This window comes from Singulisphaera chitinilytica, from assembly GCF_049331405.1.
Lineage (GTDB): Bacteria > Planctomycetota > Planctomycetia > Isosphaerales > Isosphaeraceae > PoT.
In genome coordinates, this window is the sequence record NZ_CP186274.1 from 7,924,180 (window position 1) to 7,941,192 (window position 17,013).

Consider the following 17,013-nt stretch of genomic DNA (forward strand, 5'->3'; position numbering starts at 1 on the left):
CGCCCTTTCGCATAGTCGACCAGAAGGATGAGGCCATGAGCGACGCCAACCCTTTCAGCGAGAATCCGCAATCCGAAGGACAGGCGAAGTCGAGCCCCCAGAACGAGGACCTCACCCAGGTCATTCGTCAGCGGGACGAATACCTCGAGCAACTCCTGCGTAGCAAGGCCGAGTTCGCGAACTATCAGAAGCGCTCGAAAACCCAGGCCGACGCCGACCGAGCCTATGCCGTCGGATCGCTGGTGAAGGACCTGCTCGACGGCCTCGATAACCTCGAGCGTGCCACCGACGCCTTGCGTGCATCGAGCGTCGCCGGGATCACCGAGGGTCTGGACATGGTCCAGAAGCAACTGCTAGCGACCCTCGCCAAGCACGGCGTCGAGCCGATCTCGGCCCTCGGTCAGCCCTTCGACCCGAACGAGCACGAGGCCCTGACCCAGCAGCAGAGCGCCGAGTATCCCGAAGGGACCGTCGTGGCCGAGCTGAGCAAGGGCTATCGCATCAAGGACCGCGTGCTGCGACCGACCAAGGTTGCGGTCTCGATCAAGCCGCTGCCCCACTGACGCTTCGAACGCAAGGCGAAGAGACATGCCCACCTACGACTACATTTGCGATGCCTGCGGACACGAGTTCGAGGCGTTTGAATCCATCAAGGCCGACCCCCAGAAGGTCTGCCCGACCTGCAACGAGTCCAAGCTCAGGCGCAAGATCGGTCCGGGAGCGGCGATCCTCTTCAAAGGCTCCGGCTTCTACCAGACCGACTACCGGAGCGACTCGTACAAGCAGCGTGCGGCCGCCGATAAACCGAGCGACTCGTCCTCGAGCAAGCCGGCTGAATCTTCGGCTCCGGCCAAGTCCGAATCCCCCAAACCATCGACCGGCGGTTCGAGCTGATGATCCGAGGCCGCTGTCCCACCTGCTCCAAGGCTTACGAAATCCAGAAGATCGATGATCTTCCCGGATTCCCGTTTTGCTCGGAGCGCTGTCGCCTCATCGACCTGGGACGCTGGGCCGATGGCACCTTTGCCATCCCCGTGACTCCGAAGACGAATCCTGACGGGGACAACACCCCGCCCGAGGAAGAGTCCGAAGAGGAATGATCTGTAAGGTCGATTCCGCTTATGGCCAGGGGTCGCCCATTTAAGGCGATCTTACCAAGAGACCCCGTCGAGCCTGTTTCGGCTCGACGGGGTCTTTGCATGTCGCGTCGAGACGCCGATCAGGAGAGCCGGTGATCGGCGATCTGTACGAGCTGAGCGACGGGCAGCTTGTGCGGGCACGAAGCTTCGGCGGCGGCGAGATCGGCCGTGGCGAGGTCGCGGGCCTCGGGCGGAAGGGCCTGGTAGAGGGCACGGGCCTCCTGACGCTTGCCGTAGACCGAGTAATAACGCAGGTAGCGGAGGACCGTCGCGACGGGCACGCCGCGGGCGGCGGTCTCGCAGAGGTGGCCGCAGCCGTGGCAGTACATGTTCGCCGTCTTCTCGCGATGCTCCTCGAGGAGTCGGGCTTCCTTCTTCGTCAGGGGCTCGCGGACGGCCGCCGTGTTCTCCCGGAGCATGTCCATGTTCGTCATCTCACTGACGACGACCTGGAAACGCTGGTCGGTGAGGACGGTCTTGATCGCAGCCTGGGCCTCCTTGAAGCCCTTTGCCACAAAGTCCTTGAAGGCCGCGTGCCCGTTCACTTCTTCCTTGAAGGCACCGGCACCCCCTTGCGACTTCATGCAAACGAGGCCGAGGTTCGCCTTCGAGGCCTTATCCACGGCGCGTCGGATTTCGTCACCGACCATGGTCCGGTAGTTGTACTGGATCATGATCTGGTCGATCCAACCGCACTCGGCCGCAGCCTCGACGACCTCGACCAGACGCTTATCGTGGCAGCTCAGGCCGCAGAAGCGGATCTTGCCGGCTTCTTTCAGCTTCTGGAAGGCCGCCTTCACGTCCTTGTCGAACAGCATGGGGATCTGTTCGCCGGTCAGGCCGTGGAGGTAGTAGCTGTCGACGTAGTCGGTCCGCAGCCGTTCGAGGCTCTTGTTGAGCTTGTCCTCGAAGATCCGGCTCGCGTTGGCACCCTTGGCCGTCCGGAAGCTCGCATTCTTGGTGACGAGATAGACGTTCTTACGCATCTTGGTCCGTTCGAGGACCTCACCGATCGTCTTCTCGGACATCCCCTGCTCATACGACTCGGACGTGTCGATGTAGCGGACGCCGGCCGCGAGCATCCTCTGCACGAACGATGGGTCGACCGACCAGCTCGTCCCCATGCCGAGCCGGCTGACTTCCTGTCCGGTCCTCCCGAGCTTGATCTTCGGGAGTCCTTCCGGAGCGGCCGCGATCACGGCCTCGGCCGAGGCCAGGGCCGGGCCCACGGCCGCGGCGGTCTTGAGAAACCGACGCCTGCTTCCTCCGCAAGAACCGTGGGACTCTGCCATGGTTTCCACCTTTCGGTCTCTAGGGTTCGGCCGTGTTCGGTCGTTGAAGTCGCGGCGACTCGTCCGGTTGTCCGGTCCAGCCAAGGTCAGGATGACCTCCGAATGTCGAGGTCATCATTGGCTCGCCAGCGTGGTTCCACATCGGGGTCTCGTCGACGTGGCGCACTTGGCAACTCCCAAAATTCCTATCTTGAAAGCGACAAAACTGCAAGAGCCGGCTCTCCCTTTGCAGGAAGGCCGGCTCTTACAGATGGAAATCCGTCGCTAGCGTTCAGGCCGCCTCATTGAGGGAGCGGAGGCAGCTCGATCGGCTCGGGGAGCGGCGGGGCGTCGGCCCCTGCTCCCGCGTCCGCGGGAGCGGCCGGAATGGCCTCGGGGGCGGCGGTCGGAGCCGTCGAGGCGGGAATCACCTGGGGCTCGACTCCCTCGGGCTGCGTGGACTGCGTCACGTCAGGCGGGATGCTGACCGGGGCAGTCGGGGGCGAAGCCATCGGGGGCGGTCCGAGCGGTCCGAGCGGGGCGGGCAAGGCCGGCTTCGGCCCATCGGGGCCGCTCTCGAGCGGAGCCTGGGGCGGCAGCGGGTCGGGGTTCGCGGGGCCCGTGACGGGCCGCGGGTGGTAGTCGCCATCCGGGGCGATCGGCAGACGGCGGTGGCCTTCCTGCTGGTCGCGGGCCTGGATGTAGGCCTTTTGCGGGTGCGGGCCTTCGGCGACGGCGATGTTGTCGTAGGCGAGCAGCGTACCCTTCGCCTCTTCAAGGGCCACGATCGAGATGTTGTACGTGGTCTTGAACTGGGCTTCCTGGGCCACTGCGTTGGCGTACTGGCTCACCGCATCGAGATAGCGGTCGATCGTGATTCGACCTTCCTCATAGAAGGCTCGCTGGGCCTCGAGTCGCTGGGCGGCCGCCGCCCTGAGGCGTTGGGCCGTCTTGAACTGCTTGTAGTTCGCGTCGACTTCGAGGAAGAAACGAGCCAGAGAGTGCAAGGTCTGATGGACGATTTGCTGGAGATAGGCTCGCTGCTTGAGCAAGGTGTACTGGGCACTTCGCACGGACGCCAGCGGTGACCGCATGCCGAGCGGCATTTGGAAGGAGAATCCGACCTGCCAGGTCTGGAAGTTGTTGTAAGAGCCGGGAGCCGCGTTGAGGCCCGCCGCACGCTGTTTCGCGAGGATTCGCCCGTCGATCGCCTGGATCGACTTACCCGTCATCACGGCTTCCGCCGTGTCGAGGTCTTTACCGAGGCCGTTGAGCTGGTAAAGGGCGTTCAGGTTCAACACGGGCAGGAGTTGATTGCGGGCCGTGAGCAGCTGGAGTTCGGCGACGCGGACGGTGAGTTGCTGCGTCACGACGTCGGGCTGGAAGGTCAGCATCTGGGCCACGCTGGCGTCCCAGTCGGGCTGGAGCCTCGCTTCGCTCGGGGCCGTCACGGGCAGGATGCGTCGGCTGTCCGCCGGGGGAAGGCCGAGGATGTTGCGGAGCTGTCGTTCGGTCGTGATGACGTCCGAGGTCTTCGTCACAAGGTCGAGCCGGAACTGCTCGAGACGCTGAGTAGCTTCGGCGACGTCCGCCACGGTTCCGCGACCGACTTCGAGCTCCGATTCCTCGCGACGCTTGATCTCTTCGGCGAGTTCGACGGCCTTTTCGCTGCTCCAGAGCTGCACGTGCTGCTGAGAAAGGCTCCAGTACTGCTGCTCAATCGACCGGACGTGGGCCATGATCTCGGCCTTGAACTTCCAGACGGCCGAGTCGGCGTTGATTCGGGCCAACACGATCGGGGCGCGATTCGCCTCGAGGCCGACCGGAGTTCCGGGGTTGCCGCCCGGCAAGGGAGCACTACCCAACAAAGGCTGTGTCAACGACAGCTGAGTGTTCGTCGTGTAAGCTGACGGGAACACGTTGTTGACGCTGTTCGTGTAAGCATACTGGATGTTGTGCGTCACCCCGAGGGTCGCACCAGTCGCCGTCCGCTTCTGAATGCCGGTCTGGAATGCGGCGGTATCCTGCACGAAAATAAATGGTGACTTGGCACCGACCGTGAAAATACCGGTCGTGGCACCACTGTTCAACGGCTGGACGTTGTGGCCCCACAAGAGGCTCGTCGTGAAGGCCGTGTCGAAGGTCGACAAGGCCTGGGCGATCTGCGTTTCCTGTATCGCCGGGTCGTAGACCGTTTGGAGGGGAGACGCACCCAGCGAGCTGGAAACGCCGCCGCCGGCACCGTTATTCAAGGGCGTCGGTTCGAATCCGCCGACGGGGATACCCTGGGCACCCAGCGAGATCACGCGGACGACTTCCGAGTTGTCGAGGCCGATCCGGATCGCATCCTGGAGCGTCAGCTCCCAGATCTCCTGGGCCTCGGGATCGTTGGTCGTGCGAGGCTTGGCCACCTTCGGCATAGGCATCGAGAGCGAACTGCTCAGGAACTGTGCCTGGGTGACCTCCTTATCCTCCTGCGCAATCGTCCCCATGTTCTCATGCGGGACGGCCTTCGATTGGTCAATGTAGGGTAGCCGCTGACAGCCAGCGGAAGCGGACCAAGCCGCCGCCACTAGAGCTGCTTGAGCGAGCCGATTCTTGATTCGCATCAATCGCATGGCCAGGCCGTCCTTGACAATAATCGCCATGTGACGTGAGTGTCCGGGTCGAGAAACGGGATTGGCCGCCGACTTCGACGGTCGAAACCCACTCTCAGAACGCGGTGGCGGCCGGTCGCTTCCATACGTCCGAACCGCACAAAATATCAACACCGCTATGTTGACTCAGCCAAGACCAGCCGGGGAGAGTCCCGTCGGTTTGGTGTCACGTCGTAGCCCAGAACGAACAGGCCCGCGAGCGAGCATGAGCTCCTCGTCTTCGAGGGGTCCGTCCGATCGTCCTGTCCACTGGTATCGGTTGAGTCAGAAGTGCGTCTTGAAGCGATTGGGCGGATTCTACGGAATTCGACCGATTCGTCCTAGGTCAAATGTCGCGCAGTCCGGGCCTAGCTGGAGGCGTCGTACCCGTCCACGAGAACGGGACGAACTCCGGCTCGACCTTCCTGATTATAGCGGTGGAAAAAGAGGCGACGGCGAAAATCGCAGCTCAGGCGACGCCCCTGCGGGAATTCCGAGCCGGGGCAATATCGACATAAGACCAACCCAGCTTACGCTTGAGCAAGATGATCTCGCCCGGGTCGGTCCCTTCGAGCGCATGTCCGAGAAACTGGATCATGTATCCGCCGACGAACAGGATGAGCGCAAACAGGAAGATGGGGAGTGAGACGAGCCAAGAATATATGGGGATGAGCAAGACCCCGAGGACCGTGGGAGGGATCCCGATCATGTGGAGGACGAAGCTCACCGGATCGCGATGGCGTGCCATCCATCCTTCAACCAGCTTGGCGGGGGGCTGGGGCGGGCAAAGCATCAAGGGTCTCCACGATGCGAGTCGAGGGAGGGGCCGGCCCGACCGATCGACGCTTGACGAGTCAAGACGGTACGAGTAGGTTGAGCATCTTGGCTTTACAACCAATTTATCGACCCGGATCTTTGTCCGCAACGCGTAACTGGTCAAATGCGTGCGGACGACAGATCCTGACCGGACGGCGGAGATCGTTTCGCGATGTCGTATCAAGTTACGCTCATTCCTGGAGATGGCGTCGGTCCCGAACTCGCCGAGGCCGCGCGGCAGTGCATCGACGCCACGGGCGTCAAGATCGACTGGGATGTGCAGGAAGCGGGCGTCGACATCATGGCGAAGGTCGGAACCCCCGTTCCGGATAGTGTCATCGAGTCCTGCCGCCGCACCAAGGTCGCCTTGAAGGCGCCGATCACAACCCCCGTCGGCACCGGCTTCCGCAGCGTCAACGTCTACCTGCGCCAGGCCCTCGACCTCTACGCCTGCGTCCGCCCCTGCAAGCAGTTCGAGAACGTCCGGACGTTCTTCTCGAACACCAAGGTCGACATCGTCATCGTCCGCGAGAACACCGAGGACCTCTACCTCGGCTGCGAATTCGAGCAAGGGAAGCCGGAAACGGCCGAGCTGATCGCCGACATCAAGCGGCTTAACAACAAGACGATCCGGCCCGACTCGGGCATCTCCATCAAGCCGATCTCGATCACAGGCTCGCGCCGGATCGTCAAGTACGCCTTCGAGTACGCCCGCAAGCACGGGCGCAAGAAGGTGACCTCGGTCCACAAGGCGAACATCCTCAAGTACTCCGACGGCCTCTTCCTCGAAGTGAGCCGTGAAGTCGCCAAGGAATACCCTGACATCGAGTTCGAGGATCGCATCGTCGACAACATGTGCATGCAGCTCGTACAGAAGCCCGAGCTGTATGACGTGCTCGTCCTGCCGAACCTCTACGGCGACATCATCTCCGACCTCGGCGCCGGCCTCGTCGGCGGCCTGGGCGTCGCCCCCGGCGCCAACATCGGCGAGTCGGGCGCGGTCTTCGAGGCCACCCACGGGTCGGCCCCGAAGTACAAGGGCCAGTGGAAGATGAACCCGACCGCCCTGATCCTCTCGGGCGCCCTCATGCTCGACCACCTCGGCGAGACCGAGGCGGCCAAGCGGCTCGAGGCGGGCGTGGCCAAGGTCATCAAGGAAGGCAAGGATGTCACCTATGACATGAAGCCCCATCGCGACGATCCTTCGGCCGTCGGGACCCTGGAAATGGCCAAGGCGATCATCCGCGCCATGGACGCGTGAACACCTTGATCAAACGGTTCGACGAGGCCGCCTACCTCCGCCTCATCCGGGGCGAAGTGCGAGGCCCGGCGGCCTCGCTCGCCAGGTTCGGCCTGAGCCTGGCCGGCAAGGCTTATGCAATCGGGGCCGCGTATCGCAACGCGGCCTATGACTCGGGACGAAAGCCCGTCTATCGCCCCGAGATCCCCGTCGTATCCGTCGGCAACTTGACCCTCGGAGGCACGGGCAAGACCCCCATGGTCGAATGGGTGTCCCGCTGGTTCCGCGCGCGTGACGTCCGCGTCGCGATTCTGAGCCGAGGCTACGGCCAGGAGAACGGGGTTAACGACGAAGCCCTCGTCCTCGAAGAAAACCTCCTCGATGTCCCCCACCTCCAGGGGGCCGACCGGGCCGACCTCGCCCGACGAGCCCATGAAGAGCTCGAGTCGCAAATCCTCGTCCTCGACGACGGCTTCCAGCATCGCCGGCTGGCCCGCGACCTCGATATCGCGCTCCTCGACGCACTCGAGCCGTTTGGCCTTGGGAAAATCTTCCCGCGAGGCCTGCTGCGCGAGCCGGTTCGTTCCCTGAAACGAGCCCAGGTCGTCGTCCTCAGTCGGGCCGATCTGGTCGAGCCCGACGCACGTCATCGTATTCGGCAAGAGGCGGAACGCCAGGCCGGGCCGATCGCCTGGGTCGAGGCTCGCCACGCTCCAGTGGCGGTCGCGGACGCCGAGGGCCAGACGACTGACCTCTCGACCCTCGCCGGGAAACGGGTCGTGGCCTTCTGCGGGATCGGGAATCCGGAAGGGTTCCGCCGCACGCTCCAGCCGCTCTGCGGCAACCTCGTCGATTTCAAGGTCTTCCCGGATCACCATCCCTACTCGGCCGAGGACGTCGCCAGCCTCGGGACGTGGGCCCAGGGCCAGGGTGCCGAACTGGCCTTGACCACGCAGAAGGATTCGGTAAAGCTCCGCGCCTTGACCCTGAATTCCATCCCGCTCCGCTATTTGAGGATCGGGCTCGAAGTCATGCAGGGCGAAGCGACGCTCGAAGGCGCCCTCGAGCCGCTGCTCCCCCGCGAGTGAGTGGAACTCGGGGACGCTGGACGAAGACTTGAAGGCGGAGCCTCAGGTTTCTTTCGGTCCACCGGCGACCGGACGATTGGTAGGAACAGGGAGCGACACCTCGGCCCCAGGGATGGGAAGGCCCCTTCGTGAACATCGTCGTATTCTGCCCCAACCTGATCGGCGACACGGTGATGGCCACGCCGGCCTTCCGCTCGCTCCGCCAGGCGTTTCCCGACGCGAAAATCGTCGGCGTCATCAAACCCCACGTCGCCCCGACGCTTGACGGAGCACCCTGGTTCGATGAGATCATCCGCTTCGACCACAAGTCGAAGGACGATCAATTCCGGACCCGAGCCGTCATCAAGCGAATCAGGCAGGATCGCCCCGAGTTGGCCGTCCTCTTCCCCAATTCATTCCGATCGGCCCTGATCGCCTGGTTCTCGGGAATCCCGAGGCGCATCGGCTTCGGCAAAGGGGGCCGCGGGCTCCTGCTGAGCGACGCCCTCTCCTTCCCCAAAGGCAAGGATGGGAAACGGGTACCCTTCCCGATCGTCGAGTCCTACCTCGAGATCACCAAGCTCCTGGGTTGCCGCCCCGAGTCATTGCGTCCCGAGCTCTTCACAACGGCCAAAGACGAAGCGGCCGCCGAACACGCCTGGGAGCGCCTCGGGCTTTCGAACCACTCTCGCGTCATCTGTCTCAATACCGGGGGAGCCTTCGGCCCCGCCAAGAGCTGGCCCGAGGAATACTTCGGTCAGGTCGCGAGGCGTCTCGCCGAGGAGCGAGGGGTCGGTGTCCTCGTCCTCTGCGGGCCGAGCGAGCGCGATGCCGCTCGCTCGATCGTGAGGCTCGCCGATCATCCCAGCGTGGTCAGCCTGGCCGACGAACCCCTCAGCATCGGCCTGAGCAAGGCCAGCGTACGACGATCGGCGCTCATGATCACGACCGACTCGGGCCCTCGCCACTTCGCGGCGGCCTTCAAAGTCCCGGTCCTGACCCTGTTCGGCCCGACCAACATTGGATGGACCCGGACCTATCATCCGCACGCGGTTCACCTCTACCGCAAGGTCCCCTGCGGACCTTGCCAGAAACCCGAGTGTCCGCTCGGTCATCACCGCTGCATGAAGGAGCTGACGCCGGTAACCGTCTTCGAGGCCGCCTGCCGTTTCCTGTAAGTTGGCGCCACGTAAGAAGCCCTGAGGACGTCTTCATCCGCGGGAATTTCACGTATGCCGGTCTGCCTCGTCACAGGTGCTATCGGTTTCTTGGGACGTCACCTCATCGCGGCCCTTAAGACACGCCCTACCCACTTCGGCCGAATCGTGGAGACGGGACGCACTCTACCCCACGCTAATGAGAGTCGAGAATTCGTCCCGGCGGATCTGACAAAAACCGAGAGCATTCGAGGCCTACTCGAAGCCGTTTCCCCCGACGTCATCTTCCACCTCGCGGGTAAGACTCCTCCTGGAAGCGCGGAGGACTTCTACCGGGCAAACACCTTGGCCACGGCCCTCCTCTTTGACGTCCTTCGAGAGCGAGGTCGACCCGTTCGCGTCGTCCAGGTCGGCTCCGCGGCCGAACTCGGTGTCGTCCCCGACTGCGACCTGCCGGTGGGAGAGGACTATCCGTGCCGGCCGACGAGTGCCTATGGCCTCAGCAAGTGGCTTTGCACCCAGGCCGGCGTCGTATCCCAATTCCCCATCGAGGTGATCGCGGCTCGGGTCTTCAATCCGGTGGGTCCAGGTATCCCGGAAACTCAGGCCATCGGAAGCTTCGCCACGCGGCTGGCCGATCCGGGGATCTCGGTCCTGAAGGTTGGCGACCTGACGGTGAAGAGGGACTTCGTCGACGTTCGCGATGTGGCTCGAGCCCTGATCGCACTGGCCCAGCAAGGCCACGCTGGATTGGTTTACCACGTCGGGACGGGGCAATCTCAGACGGTTCAGTCGGGCCTCGATTACTTCATCGGGCGCAGTGGTCGAAGCATCGAGACGATCAGCGAATCGATCGGCGGGCTTGGCGGCAGGTTGAACGACTCGCGGGCCGACATCATGCGCATCAAGAAGCACACCGGCTGGCGTCCCGAAATCCCCTGGGAGCAAAGCCTTTCCGAGATCTGGGACGAGGCCGTGCGCCGACGTGGGTTGCCATTGACCACATAATGTTGCGGTCGTATCATTCCGCCCGCGGACGATGGAGCGCGCCGCACACGGGTTCAGGGAGGAACTCGCTCGATGACCGTCCGTCGCCTCTTGGTCGTTCTGGTACTCTTGGCGGCGACGTCGCACGTTCTCGCGATCGGCCGGACGCTCCTGCCCGCGCAGGATGGCCTCAAATTCCTCCGGGTCGCCCGGCAATTTCAGACGGTCTCCTGGGTCGAAGCCACCCGAGGTTCCGACCAGCACCCTCTCTATCCCCTGCTCGTCGCCCTGACCGAGCCGCCACTCGCCCAATTACTGGGTCACGGCCCCGACACCTGGCGCATCGCAGCCCAGTTGGTGTCGAGCGTTTCCGCTCTCCTGATCATCATCCCGCTCTACTGCCTGACACGCTCGTTGTTCGACGAGCGTGTCGGCGTACTGGCGGTCTTCATCTACACGCTACTTCCGCTGCCCGCCGCGGTCGGCCACGACACGCTGAGCGATAGTCTGGCGTTATTCCTCGCCATCTCCGCCCTTGCACTAGGCGAGCGGTCGCTGAGAACCAACGGCTGGATCACTCCCCTGGCGTGTGGGGTCGTCTCGGGGCTCGGATACCTGACGAGGCCAGAGGTCCTGATCGTCCCCGTAGCCGTCCTGCTCACGGCCGCCACATACTGGAAATGGAAGGTCGCGTCACCGCAGTTCGTCCCGAGATTCGCGACGCTGGCGATCACGTTCCTGTTCCTCGTCGGCTCCTACGCGATGGTGAAGGGCGAGTTGTCCGAAAAGCTCTCGCTCCGCAAGACGGCCGCGATGGGGCCTTCGGCCAAGTCCTCGCGCAAGGCCGAACAATGGCTTCCCCCCGGCTTGAAAGATGCTCGCTGGGACTTCTCCCCCAAGGAGGAATCCGAAGAGCCCGAAACCGCCAACCTCGCCAGGACGTTGGAGTGGCTATTCTTCCACTGGGCCGAGGGCCTTTGCGGGGTCTTTGCCTTCTTCGGGCTGTGGGGAGTCGCCCGAGCCGGATACATCCGCAAGGTTTGTTGGGAGTTGGATGCGGCCTCCGCACACATCGAAACACACGAAGACGCCTCAGGCGCCTCGAGGCTTCTCCCAGGTCCAAGGCTGATCGTCGTCTATCTGGGACTCTTCAGCCTCGTGCTCGTCAGGCACGCGCTTCGGATGGGATACCTCTCCGACCGCCATTCCCTGACCCTGATCGCGACCTCGATCCCCTGGGCGGCGGCCGGGACGTTCATTTGCGCTTTGCGGCTCTCGCGAGTGCTGAGGTGGAACACTCGGCTTTCAGTCCGCGTCGGCACCCTGGCCATCGTGATCCTGATGGCGAGCGCCGGTTACCTGCAGGCCAAGCCGTCACACGCCAGCCGATGGGGTCATTGGGCCGCCGGGCAGTGGCTCCGCGAGAACGTCGCACCCGACGAGGCGATCCTCGACACCCGAGGTTGGGCGGCCTTCTCCTCGGGTAAGCCGAACTACGACTACTGGCACGTGCGCCAGGCTCTGACCGATTCTCACCTCCGCTACATCGTCGTCGGCACTCGCGAACTCGAGGCTTCGAGCAAGCGAGCCGCCACGCTCAGGGCAATTCTCAGCTATGCGGCAAAGCCCTCAGCCGAGTTCCCCGAACGTCACGGCGGACGCATCGAGAACGGCGGCATCCGCATCTATCGCTACGAACGTCCCAGCACGTGGGAGGGGATACAGGAATGACCCACGGTTCGTTCTGGGCTCGGTTGTTGAAGGGGACCTCGTGGATCTGGATGGCCGACCGCCATCGAGAGGCTCTGCCCGAAGGCCTGCGCGAGCAGGTCATGTCGATCGAGAGCCGCGATCGCTACCACGCCAAGCAGGGCCGATCCACCGCTCGGGTCGTCTTCCACTCCGGGGAAGGCGACCTGACTGTTTATCTCAAACGCCACTTCGAGCTTCCCTGGAAGGCTCGGCTGGCCGCGATCGTCCATCCTAAGGGGCGCCATACGCCGGCTTCGGCCGAGTGGGCCCACCTCGAACGCGTGCGAGCCCTCGGGATCGACGTCCCCGAGGTCGTCGCGGCCGGCGAGCAGATCGGCCCTCTCGGGACGCTCAATAGCTTCTTGATGGTCGCCGAGCTGACCGGTTGCCTCCCGCTGAATGAGGCCATGCCCGAGCTCGTGGCGATGCTGGACGCTCGCGATCTCGAAACGACGAAGCATGCCCTGATCGAGAGCATGGCGACGATCGTCGCGAAGCTCCATCGATCCTGCTTATTTCACAAGGATCTTTATCTCTGCCACTTCTACATCGACATGCGATTCGAAGGGACACCCGGCAATCATCTCTCCCTCATCGACCTCCATCGCCTCGGCGAACATCGGTGGACGGCCGAGCGTTGGCGGACCAAGGATCTCGCCCAGCTCCTGTTTTCGACCTTCGAGATATCAGGGATCACCGATCGAGACCGGATGCGTTTCTGGGTCGCTTACCGGAAACGCTTGAAGATATCCCGACAAAAGTGGCATGAGCAGATGATCGTCATGAAGGCGTCGCGCTATCTCGCTCATAACCGTCAATAACGTCCGACTCAGCCCCATGCCCCGCTGCCGGTACGTCTCCCCCCGTCTCGTACGCGAACTGGCTCGGTGATGTGTCAGGACTGAGTCGAGGCCCTTCAGTTACAAGCTTCGAGTGCCGCAGCATCGGTTTCTCAGGGATGCGGAACGGCTGCCAGCGGCGACCAGACGTCGCCCTCGGAATTCAAGAGGCGGAGGGATTTGGCGATGCGTTTGGCTCTCAATTTCCAGCGGATTGACCCGACGAAGGGGGGAGCAGAGACCTACGTGGTCGACCTCTGCCAGCGCCTGGTCAAGGCCGGGCATCAGGTGGACCTCTACGCCGAGTCCTGGCGCGAGGGCGTCCTGCCGTCCGAGATCCGCTGCATCGCCGTCCCGGTCAACGGCCGCACCCGCCTGGCACGGATGAAGAGCTTCGCCGTCAACTCCGAGGCCGCCCTACAGAAGCACTCATACGACTGCACGCTCGGCTTCATCAACACCTGGCACCACGACGTGATCATCCCCCAGGGGGGCGTCCAGCGTGCGAGCCTCGAGTCGAACTCGAAGCGATATGCGCCCGGCCTGCATCGTCGACTCTATCGCCTCGGCAAGATGATCAACCCGAAGTTCTGGGCCTACGAGGCGATTGAGAAGAAGCAGTACGACGAGCAGCGACAGGCCCGCGTGGTCGCCGTGAGCCACATGGTCAAGGAACACCTGCAGCACTTCCGCCACGTGCCGCGGACTCGGATCCATGTAATCCCAAACGCGATCGACCTCGACCGCATCAAGGTCATCAACCCCGAGGTCGTCCGCTACACGTTCCGGACCGAGCACGGGTTGGCCCAGGACGCACTCATCGGGCTCTTCGTCGGCCACAACTTCGCCCTCAAGGGCCTGAAGCCGTTGCTCCTGGCACTCGCCGAGCGGAAGAAGACCCATCCCGAAGGCCGGCCGATTGAGCTGATGGTCTGCGGCGGTGGCAAGATCGCTCCGTTCAAGCGACTCGCCGACAGCCTCGGCCTGAGCGACTCGATCCACTGGATCGGCTTCATCCCCGACATCCGGGCCAGTTACTGGTCGAGCGACTTCTTCGTGCAGCCGACCTACTACGACCCCTGCTCACTCGTCGTCTTCGAGGCCCTCGCGTGCGGCCTGCCGGTCATCACGACGGCTTGCAACGGCGCGGGCGAGGTCATGATGCAGGGGCGCGAAGGGTATATCCTCTCGGCCCCCGACGCGACCGTTGAACTCGTCGACGCCCTGAATCAGCTCACCGATTCCGAGCGCCGGAATATCATGTCGGAACATGCCCGGGAACTGGGCATGGCCCAGTCGTTCGACAACCACGTGTCGCGGCTCATCAAGGTCTTCGAAGAGGTCGCCGCGTCGAAGCCGCGTCGGGGCCCGCACATGTTCCGATCGTCGCACGAGCAAATATCGAAATGAACAGCATGCCGAGCGAAATCCCCTCTCGACGGGAATGTCATCCCATACTGTCCAATTACCTCGTCGCCTGACACGGGCCGGTGTCTCGGTCGCGAACTATCGCAACACCCTCGCCCCTCGTTGGAGTGAATTCATATGCAGGCTGTGATTCTCGCGGGTGGCAAGGGTACGAGGCTGCGACCTTTCACCCACGTCTTCCCAAAGCCGCTCATGCCTCTGGGCGAGGCCGACCCGATGCCGATCATCGAGGTCGTGCTCCGTCAGCTCTCCCGCTTCGGATTTCGCGATGTCACGGTGATTACGGGTTACCTGACCGAACTGATCGAGGCTTTCTGCGGCACAGGCCGCAAGTTCGGCACCCGGCTCCAGTATCGCCGCGAGACGACCCCACTCGGCACGGCGGGCGGACTGACCCTGCTCGATCGGCCGACGGAGCCGGTCTTGGTGATGAACGGCGACATCCTCACAACCCTCGACTACCGCGCGATGTACGACTTCCATCGCGAACGGGGCGCGGCGGTGACCATCGCCTCGTACCCTCGCCAAGTCCGCATTGACTTCGGCGTGCTCGAGTTCGCCAACGATCCGCACATCCTGGCGGGATACCGGGAGAAGCCCGAGTACTCATTCCAGGTGAGCATGGGTGTCTACATCCTCGACCCGATTGCGTGGGATTTCCTGACGCCGGGCCAACCCCTGCTGATGCCCGACCTCATCGAATCCATGCGGAAGGTTGGGCACACGGTCCACTGCTTCAAGCAGCCTTGCTACTGGCTCGACATCGGCCGACACGATGACTACGCCACGGCCAATGACATCTTCGAGACGCGCCGAACCGCCTTCCTGGGCGAGCCGGCCGGGGCGAAGCTCAAGATGGGGAGAGATCAGTGAGCCCGAACGCCTGGGCTGTCGGGTCGGTCATCCTCGCGTACCTGATCGGTGCCCTGCCCTTTGGGTATCTCATCGCGCGCTGGCTACGCGGCATCGATATCCGCACGGTCGGATCGGGGAACATCGGTGCGACGAACGTCGGGCGGGTCCTTGGATTCCGCTTCTTCGTCCTCGTCTTCACGCTCGATCTCCTGAAGGGGTTCCTCCCCACCTACTTGTTCCCAAAGGGGGTGGCGGCGTACACCGAGGGCACCTTCCCCGACCTCGGCGTCGCGGTGGCCCTGGCGACGATCATGGGCCACAACTTCCCTGTCTATCTGAAATTCAAGGGTGGTAAGGGGGTCGCGACGAGCCTCGGGGCCCTGCTCGCGCTCGATTGGATGGCGAGCGTCGCCTCGGCGGTGGGCTTCGGGCTCTCGCTACGCCTGACGCGATACGTTTCGCTCTCGTCGATGCTAGGAAGCCTGGTCTTCCTGGCCACGTACCTCTTGAGGGTCGGCGACCCGTTTCAGCGAGAACATCGGGCCATGACCATCGTGACCTTCGGGCTGGTAATCCTCCTTTTCGCGAGGCATCGCAAGAACATCGTCCGGCTCCGCGAGGGGACGGAACCCAAGGTCTCCTTCAGGCGGAGTCGCGAACAACCCTCCGGCCATGTGACCCGGATCGTCATGGTCGCGATCGCCTCGATCGCCATCGCCTTGGTGGTGATCCTGACCGCCCCGGCGCGGCGCCCTACCGAGTTGACGGTCGGTCGGTTCGAACTCAAAGAAGTGGACCGTGTTGGGACCGGACATCAGCGGGCCGACCGAGTGACATTTGCCAACAACGGCAAGCTCGTGGCCGTGAGCTGCCCCCGCTACAACCGTGTCGTCTTGTTTGAGCTGACGAAACGGATGGAGTTGGAGGAAGTTCGCGACATCGAGCTGGCCGGGCGACCGGTCGCGATCTGCGCGACGAGGGATCGCCTCTACGTCCTCGAACGACCCAGCGGCGATCAGAGGCACGTCGAGCCCGGCTGGTGGGAGACCTTCGACTTCCGCGGAGAACCTATGGGAGAGCGTCAAATGGCGGGCATGTACCCGGACGACCTCGTCGTCTCGTCGGACGCTCGCCACGTCTTCGTCATCAGCTCGGGACGAGCCGAGGGAGACGCCAAGCGACCCATGCCCGCACTCGAGGTCTTCAACGTCGAGAAGGAACGACCGAAACTCGTGAGCCGCCTCGAGTTCGACAAATCCGGCGACGACCCCGCCCGCTTCGCGCTCTCGAAGAGCGGGCTGGTCGGCGCCGTCACTCTACTCGGTACGAATCAGCTGGCGGCAATCGACCTCACCGACCTGACACGGCCGAAGCAGGTCGGACGGTCGGACATCCAGGAAGACCATGTGCCTCGCTTCTCCACGATCGACGGGGATTCGATCCTCATGGGCCTGGGTCCGGAGACAGAAGCCACCCTCGTGACCTCGCCCGTCGTTCACGACTTCCCCAGCGGTTGGATCGCCTGCGCCATGCCGAACGAGGCGAGCCTGATCCTCTATGAGGCCGATACACAGAAATCACTCGGAAGCATCCCACTCCGGGCCGGCGGCCTCAACCTGACACGCACCCGTCCGACGGCCGTCGACTTCGACCCCAATCAGGGGCTCCTGGCGGTTGCGAATCGGTCGGGTGGTGTTCACATCATCACGATCAAGGAGTCGGGAGGTCACCGCGAGGCTCTCCAGGACGCTGGAGTCTCACGGGCGTCGACAACCACGACCAAGTAAGAGGCTTGACTGAAGCGCCAAATACAACATCCTCAAGGG

15 protein-coding genes are annotated in these 17,013 nt (G+C 63.5%); 12 read left to right on the forward strand and 3 right to left on the reverse strand.

Annotated elements, in window-relative coordinates; translation table 11 throughout:
- Nucleotides 1-35: 35 nt before the first annotated feature.
- The 3 genes from grpE to ACOYYX_RS30970 are packed head-to-tail and all read left to right on the forward strand — an operon-like array spanning nt 36 to nt 1,100.
- Nucleotides 36-563: a nucleotide exchange factor GrpE gene (gene grpE / locus ACOYYX_RS30960; protein WP_422926530.1), complete on the forward strand. Its 528-nt coding sequence runs from the start codon at nt 36-38 to the stop codon at nt 561-563.
- Nucleotides 564-588: 25 nt separating this feature from the next.
- Complete coding sequence (locus ACOYYX_RS30965; protein ID WP_422926531.1) at nt 589-894, forward strand: FmdB family zinc ribbon protein; 306 nt, start codon at nt 589-591, stop codon at nt 892-894.
- On the forward strand, nt 894-1,100 hold the full coding sequence (locus ACOYYX_RS30970; RefSeq protein ID WP_422926532.1) for a DNA gyrase inhibitor YacG: 207 nt from the start codon (nt 894-896) through the stop codon (nt 1,098-1,100). Before ACOYYX_RS30965 ends, ACOYYX_RS30970 begins: the two co-directional genes overlap by 1 nt.
- A 119-nt stretch (nt 1,101-1,219) precedes the next feature.
- On the opposite strand, the gene ACOYYX_RS30975 is transcribed toward ACOYYX_RS30970, so the two are convergent.
- The 3 genes from ACOYYX_RS30975 to ACOYYX_RS30985 all read right to left on the reverse strand — a co-directional run bounded on the left by ACOYYX_RS30975 (nt 1,220) and on the right by ACOYYX_RS30985 (nt 5,839).
- Nucleotides 1,220-2,431, reverse strand: a complete 1,212-nt coding sequence (locus ACOYYX_RS30975) for an aldo/keto reductase (RefSeq protein WP_422926533.1) — start codon at nt 2,429-2,431, stop codon at nt 1,220-1,222.
- A gap of 281 nt (nt 2,432-2,712) precedes the next feature.
- Nucleotides 2,713-4,902, reverse strand: a complete 2,190-nt coding sequence (locus ACOYYX_RS30980) for a TolC family protein (RefSeq protein WP_422926534.1) — start codon at nt 4,900-4,902, stop codon at nt 2,713-2,715.
- A gap of 613 nt (nt 4,903-5,515) precedes the next feature.
- The gene (locus ACOYYX_RS30985; RefSeq protein WP_422926535.1) at nt 5,516-5,839 is read right to left on the reverse strand and encodes an Mpo1-like protein; all 324 of its coding nucleotides are present in this window, start codon (nt 5,837-5,839) and stop codon (nt 5,516-5,518) included.
- Between the two features lie 195 nt (nt 5,840-6,034).
- Here ACOYYX_RS30985 and ACOYYX_RS30990 point away from each other — a divergent pair, with 195 nt between their 5' ends.
- The 9 genes from ACOYYX_RS30990 (at nt 6,035) to plsY (ending at nt 16,974) form a co-directional block, all read left to right on the forward strand.
- On the forward strand, nt 6,035-7,123 hold the full coding sequence (locus ACOYYX_RS30990; RefSeq protein WP_422926536.1) for an isocitrate/isopropylmalate dehydrogenase family protein: 1,089 nt from the start codon (nt 6,035-6,037) through the stop codon (nt 7,121-7,123).
- Between the two features lie 5 nt (nt 7,124-7,128).
- Complete coding sequence (lpxK, locus tag ACOYYX_RS30995) at nt 7,129-8,190, forward strand: tetraacyldisaccharide 4'-kinase (protein ID WP_422926537.1); 1,062 nt, start codon at nt 7,129-7,131, stop codon at nt 8,188-8,190.
- Between the two features lie 128 nt (nt 8,191-8,318).
- On the forward strand, nt 8,319-9,347 hold the full coding sequence (gene waaF / locus ACOYYX_RS31000; RefSeq protein WP_422926538.1) for a lipopolysaccharide heptosyltransferase II: 1,029 nt from the start codon (nt 8,319-8,321) through the stop codon (nt 9,345-9,347).
- Nucleotides 9,348-9,401: 54 nt separating this feature from the next.
- Nucleotides 9,402-10,334: an NAD-dependent epimerase/dehydratase family protein gene (locus tag ACOYYX_RS31005; protein WP_422926539.1), complete on the forward strand. Its 933-nt coding sequence runs from the start codon at nt 9,402-9,404 to the stop codon at nt 10,332-10,334.
- 72 nt (nt 10,335-10,406) lie between these two features.
- Entirely contained in the window at nt 10,407-12,044 is a 1,638-nt protein-coding gene (locus ACOYYX_RS31010; protein WP_422926540.1) for a glycosyltransferase family 39 protein, read from the forward strand.
- On the forward strand, nt 12,041-12,886 hold the full coding sequence (locus tag ACOYYX_RS31015) for a lipopolysaccharide kinase InaA family protein (protein ID WP_422926541.1): 846 nt from the start codon (nt 12,041-12,043) through the stop codon (nt 12,884-12,886). Before ACOYYX_RS31010 ends, ACOYYX_RS31015 begins: the two co-directional genes overlap by 4 nt.
- 204 nt (nt 12,887-13,090) lie before the next feature.
- On the forward strand, nt 13,091-14,314 hold the full coding sequence (locus ACOYYX_RS31020) for a glycosyltransferase family 4 protein (protein WP_422926542.1): 1,224 nt from the start codon (nt 13,091-13,093) through the stop codon (nt 14,312-14,314).
- A 135-nt stretch (nt 14,315-14,449) separates the two neighbouring features.
- Entirely contained in the window at nt 14,450-15,205 is a 756-nt protein-coding gene (locus ACOYYX_RS31025) for a sugar phosphate nucleotidyltransferase (RefSeq protein ID WP_422926543.1), read from the forward strand.
- Nucleotides 15,202-16,974 carry a glycerol-3-phosphate 1-O-acyltransferase PlsY gene (plsY, locus tag ACOYYX_RS31030; protein ID WP_422926544.1) on the forward strand — a complete coding sequence of 591 codons (1,773 nt, stop codon included), beginning with the start codon at nt 15,202-15,204 and terminating at the stop codon, nt 16,972-16,974. Before ACOYYX_RS31025 ends, plsY begins: the two co-directional genes overlap by 4 nt.
- Nucleotides 16,975-17,013: the final 39 nt, after the last annotated feature.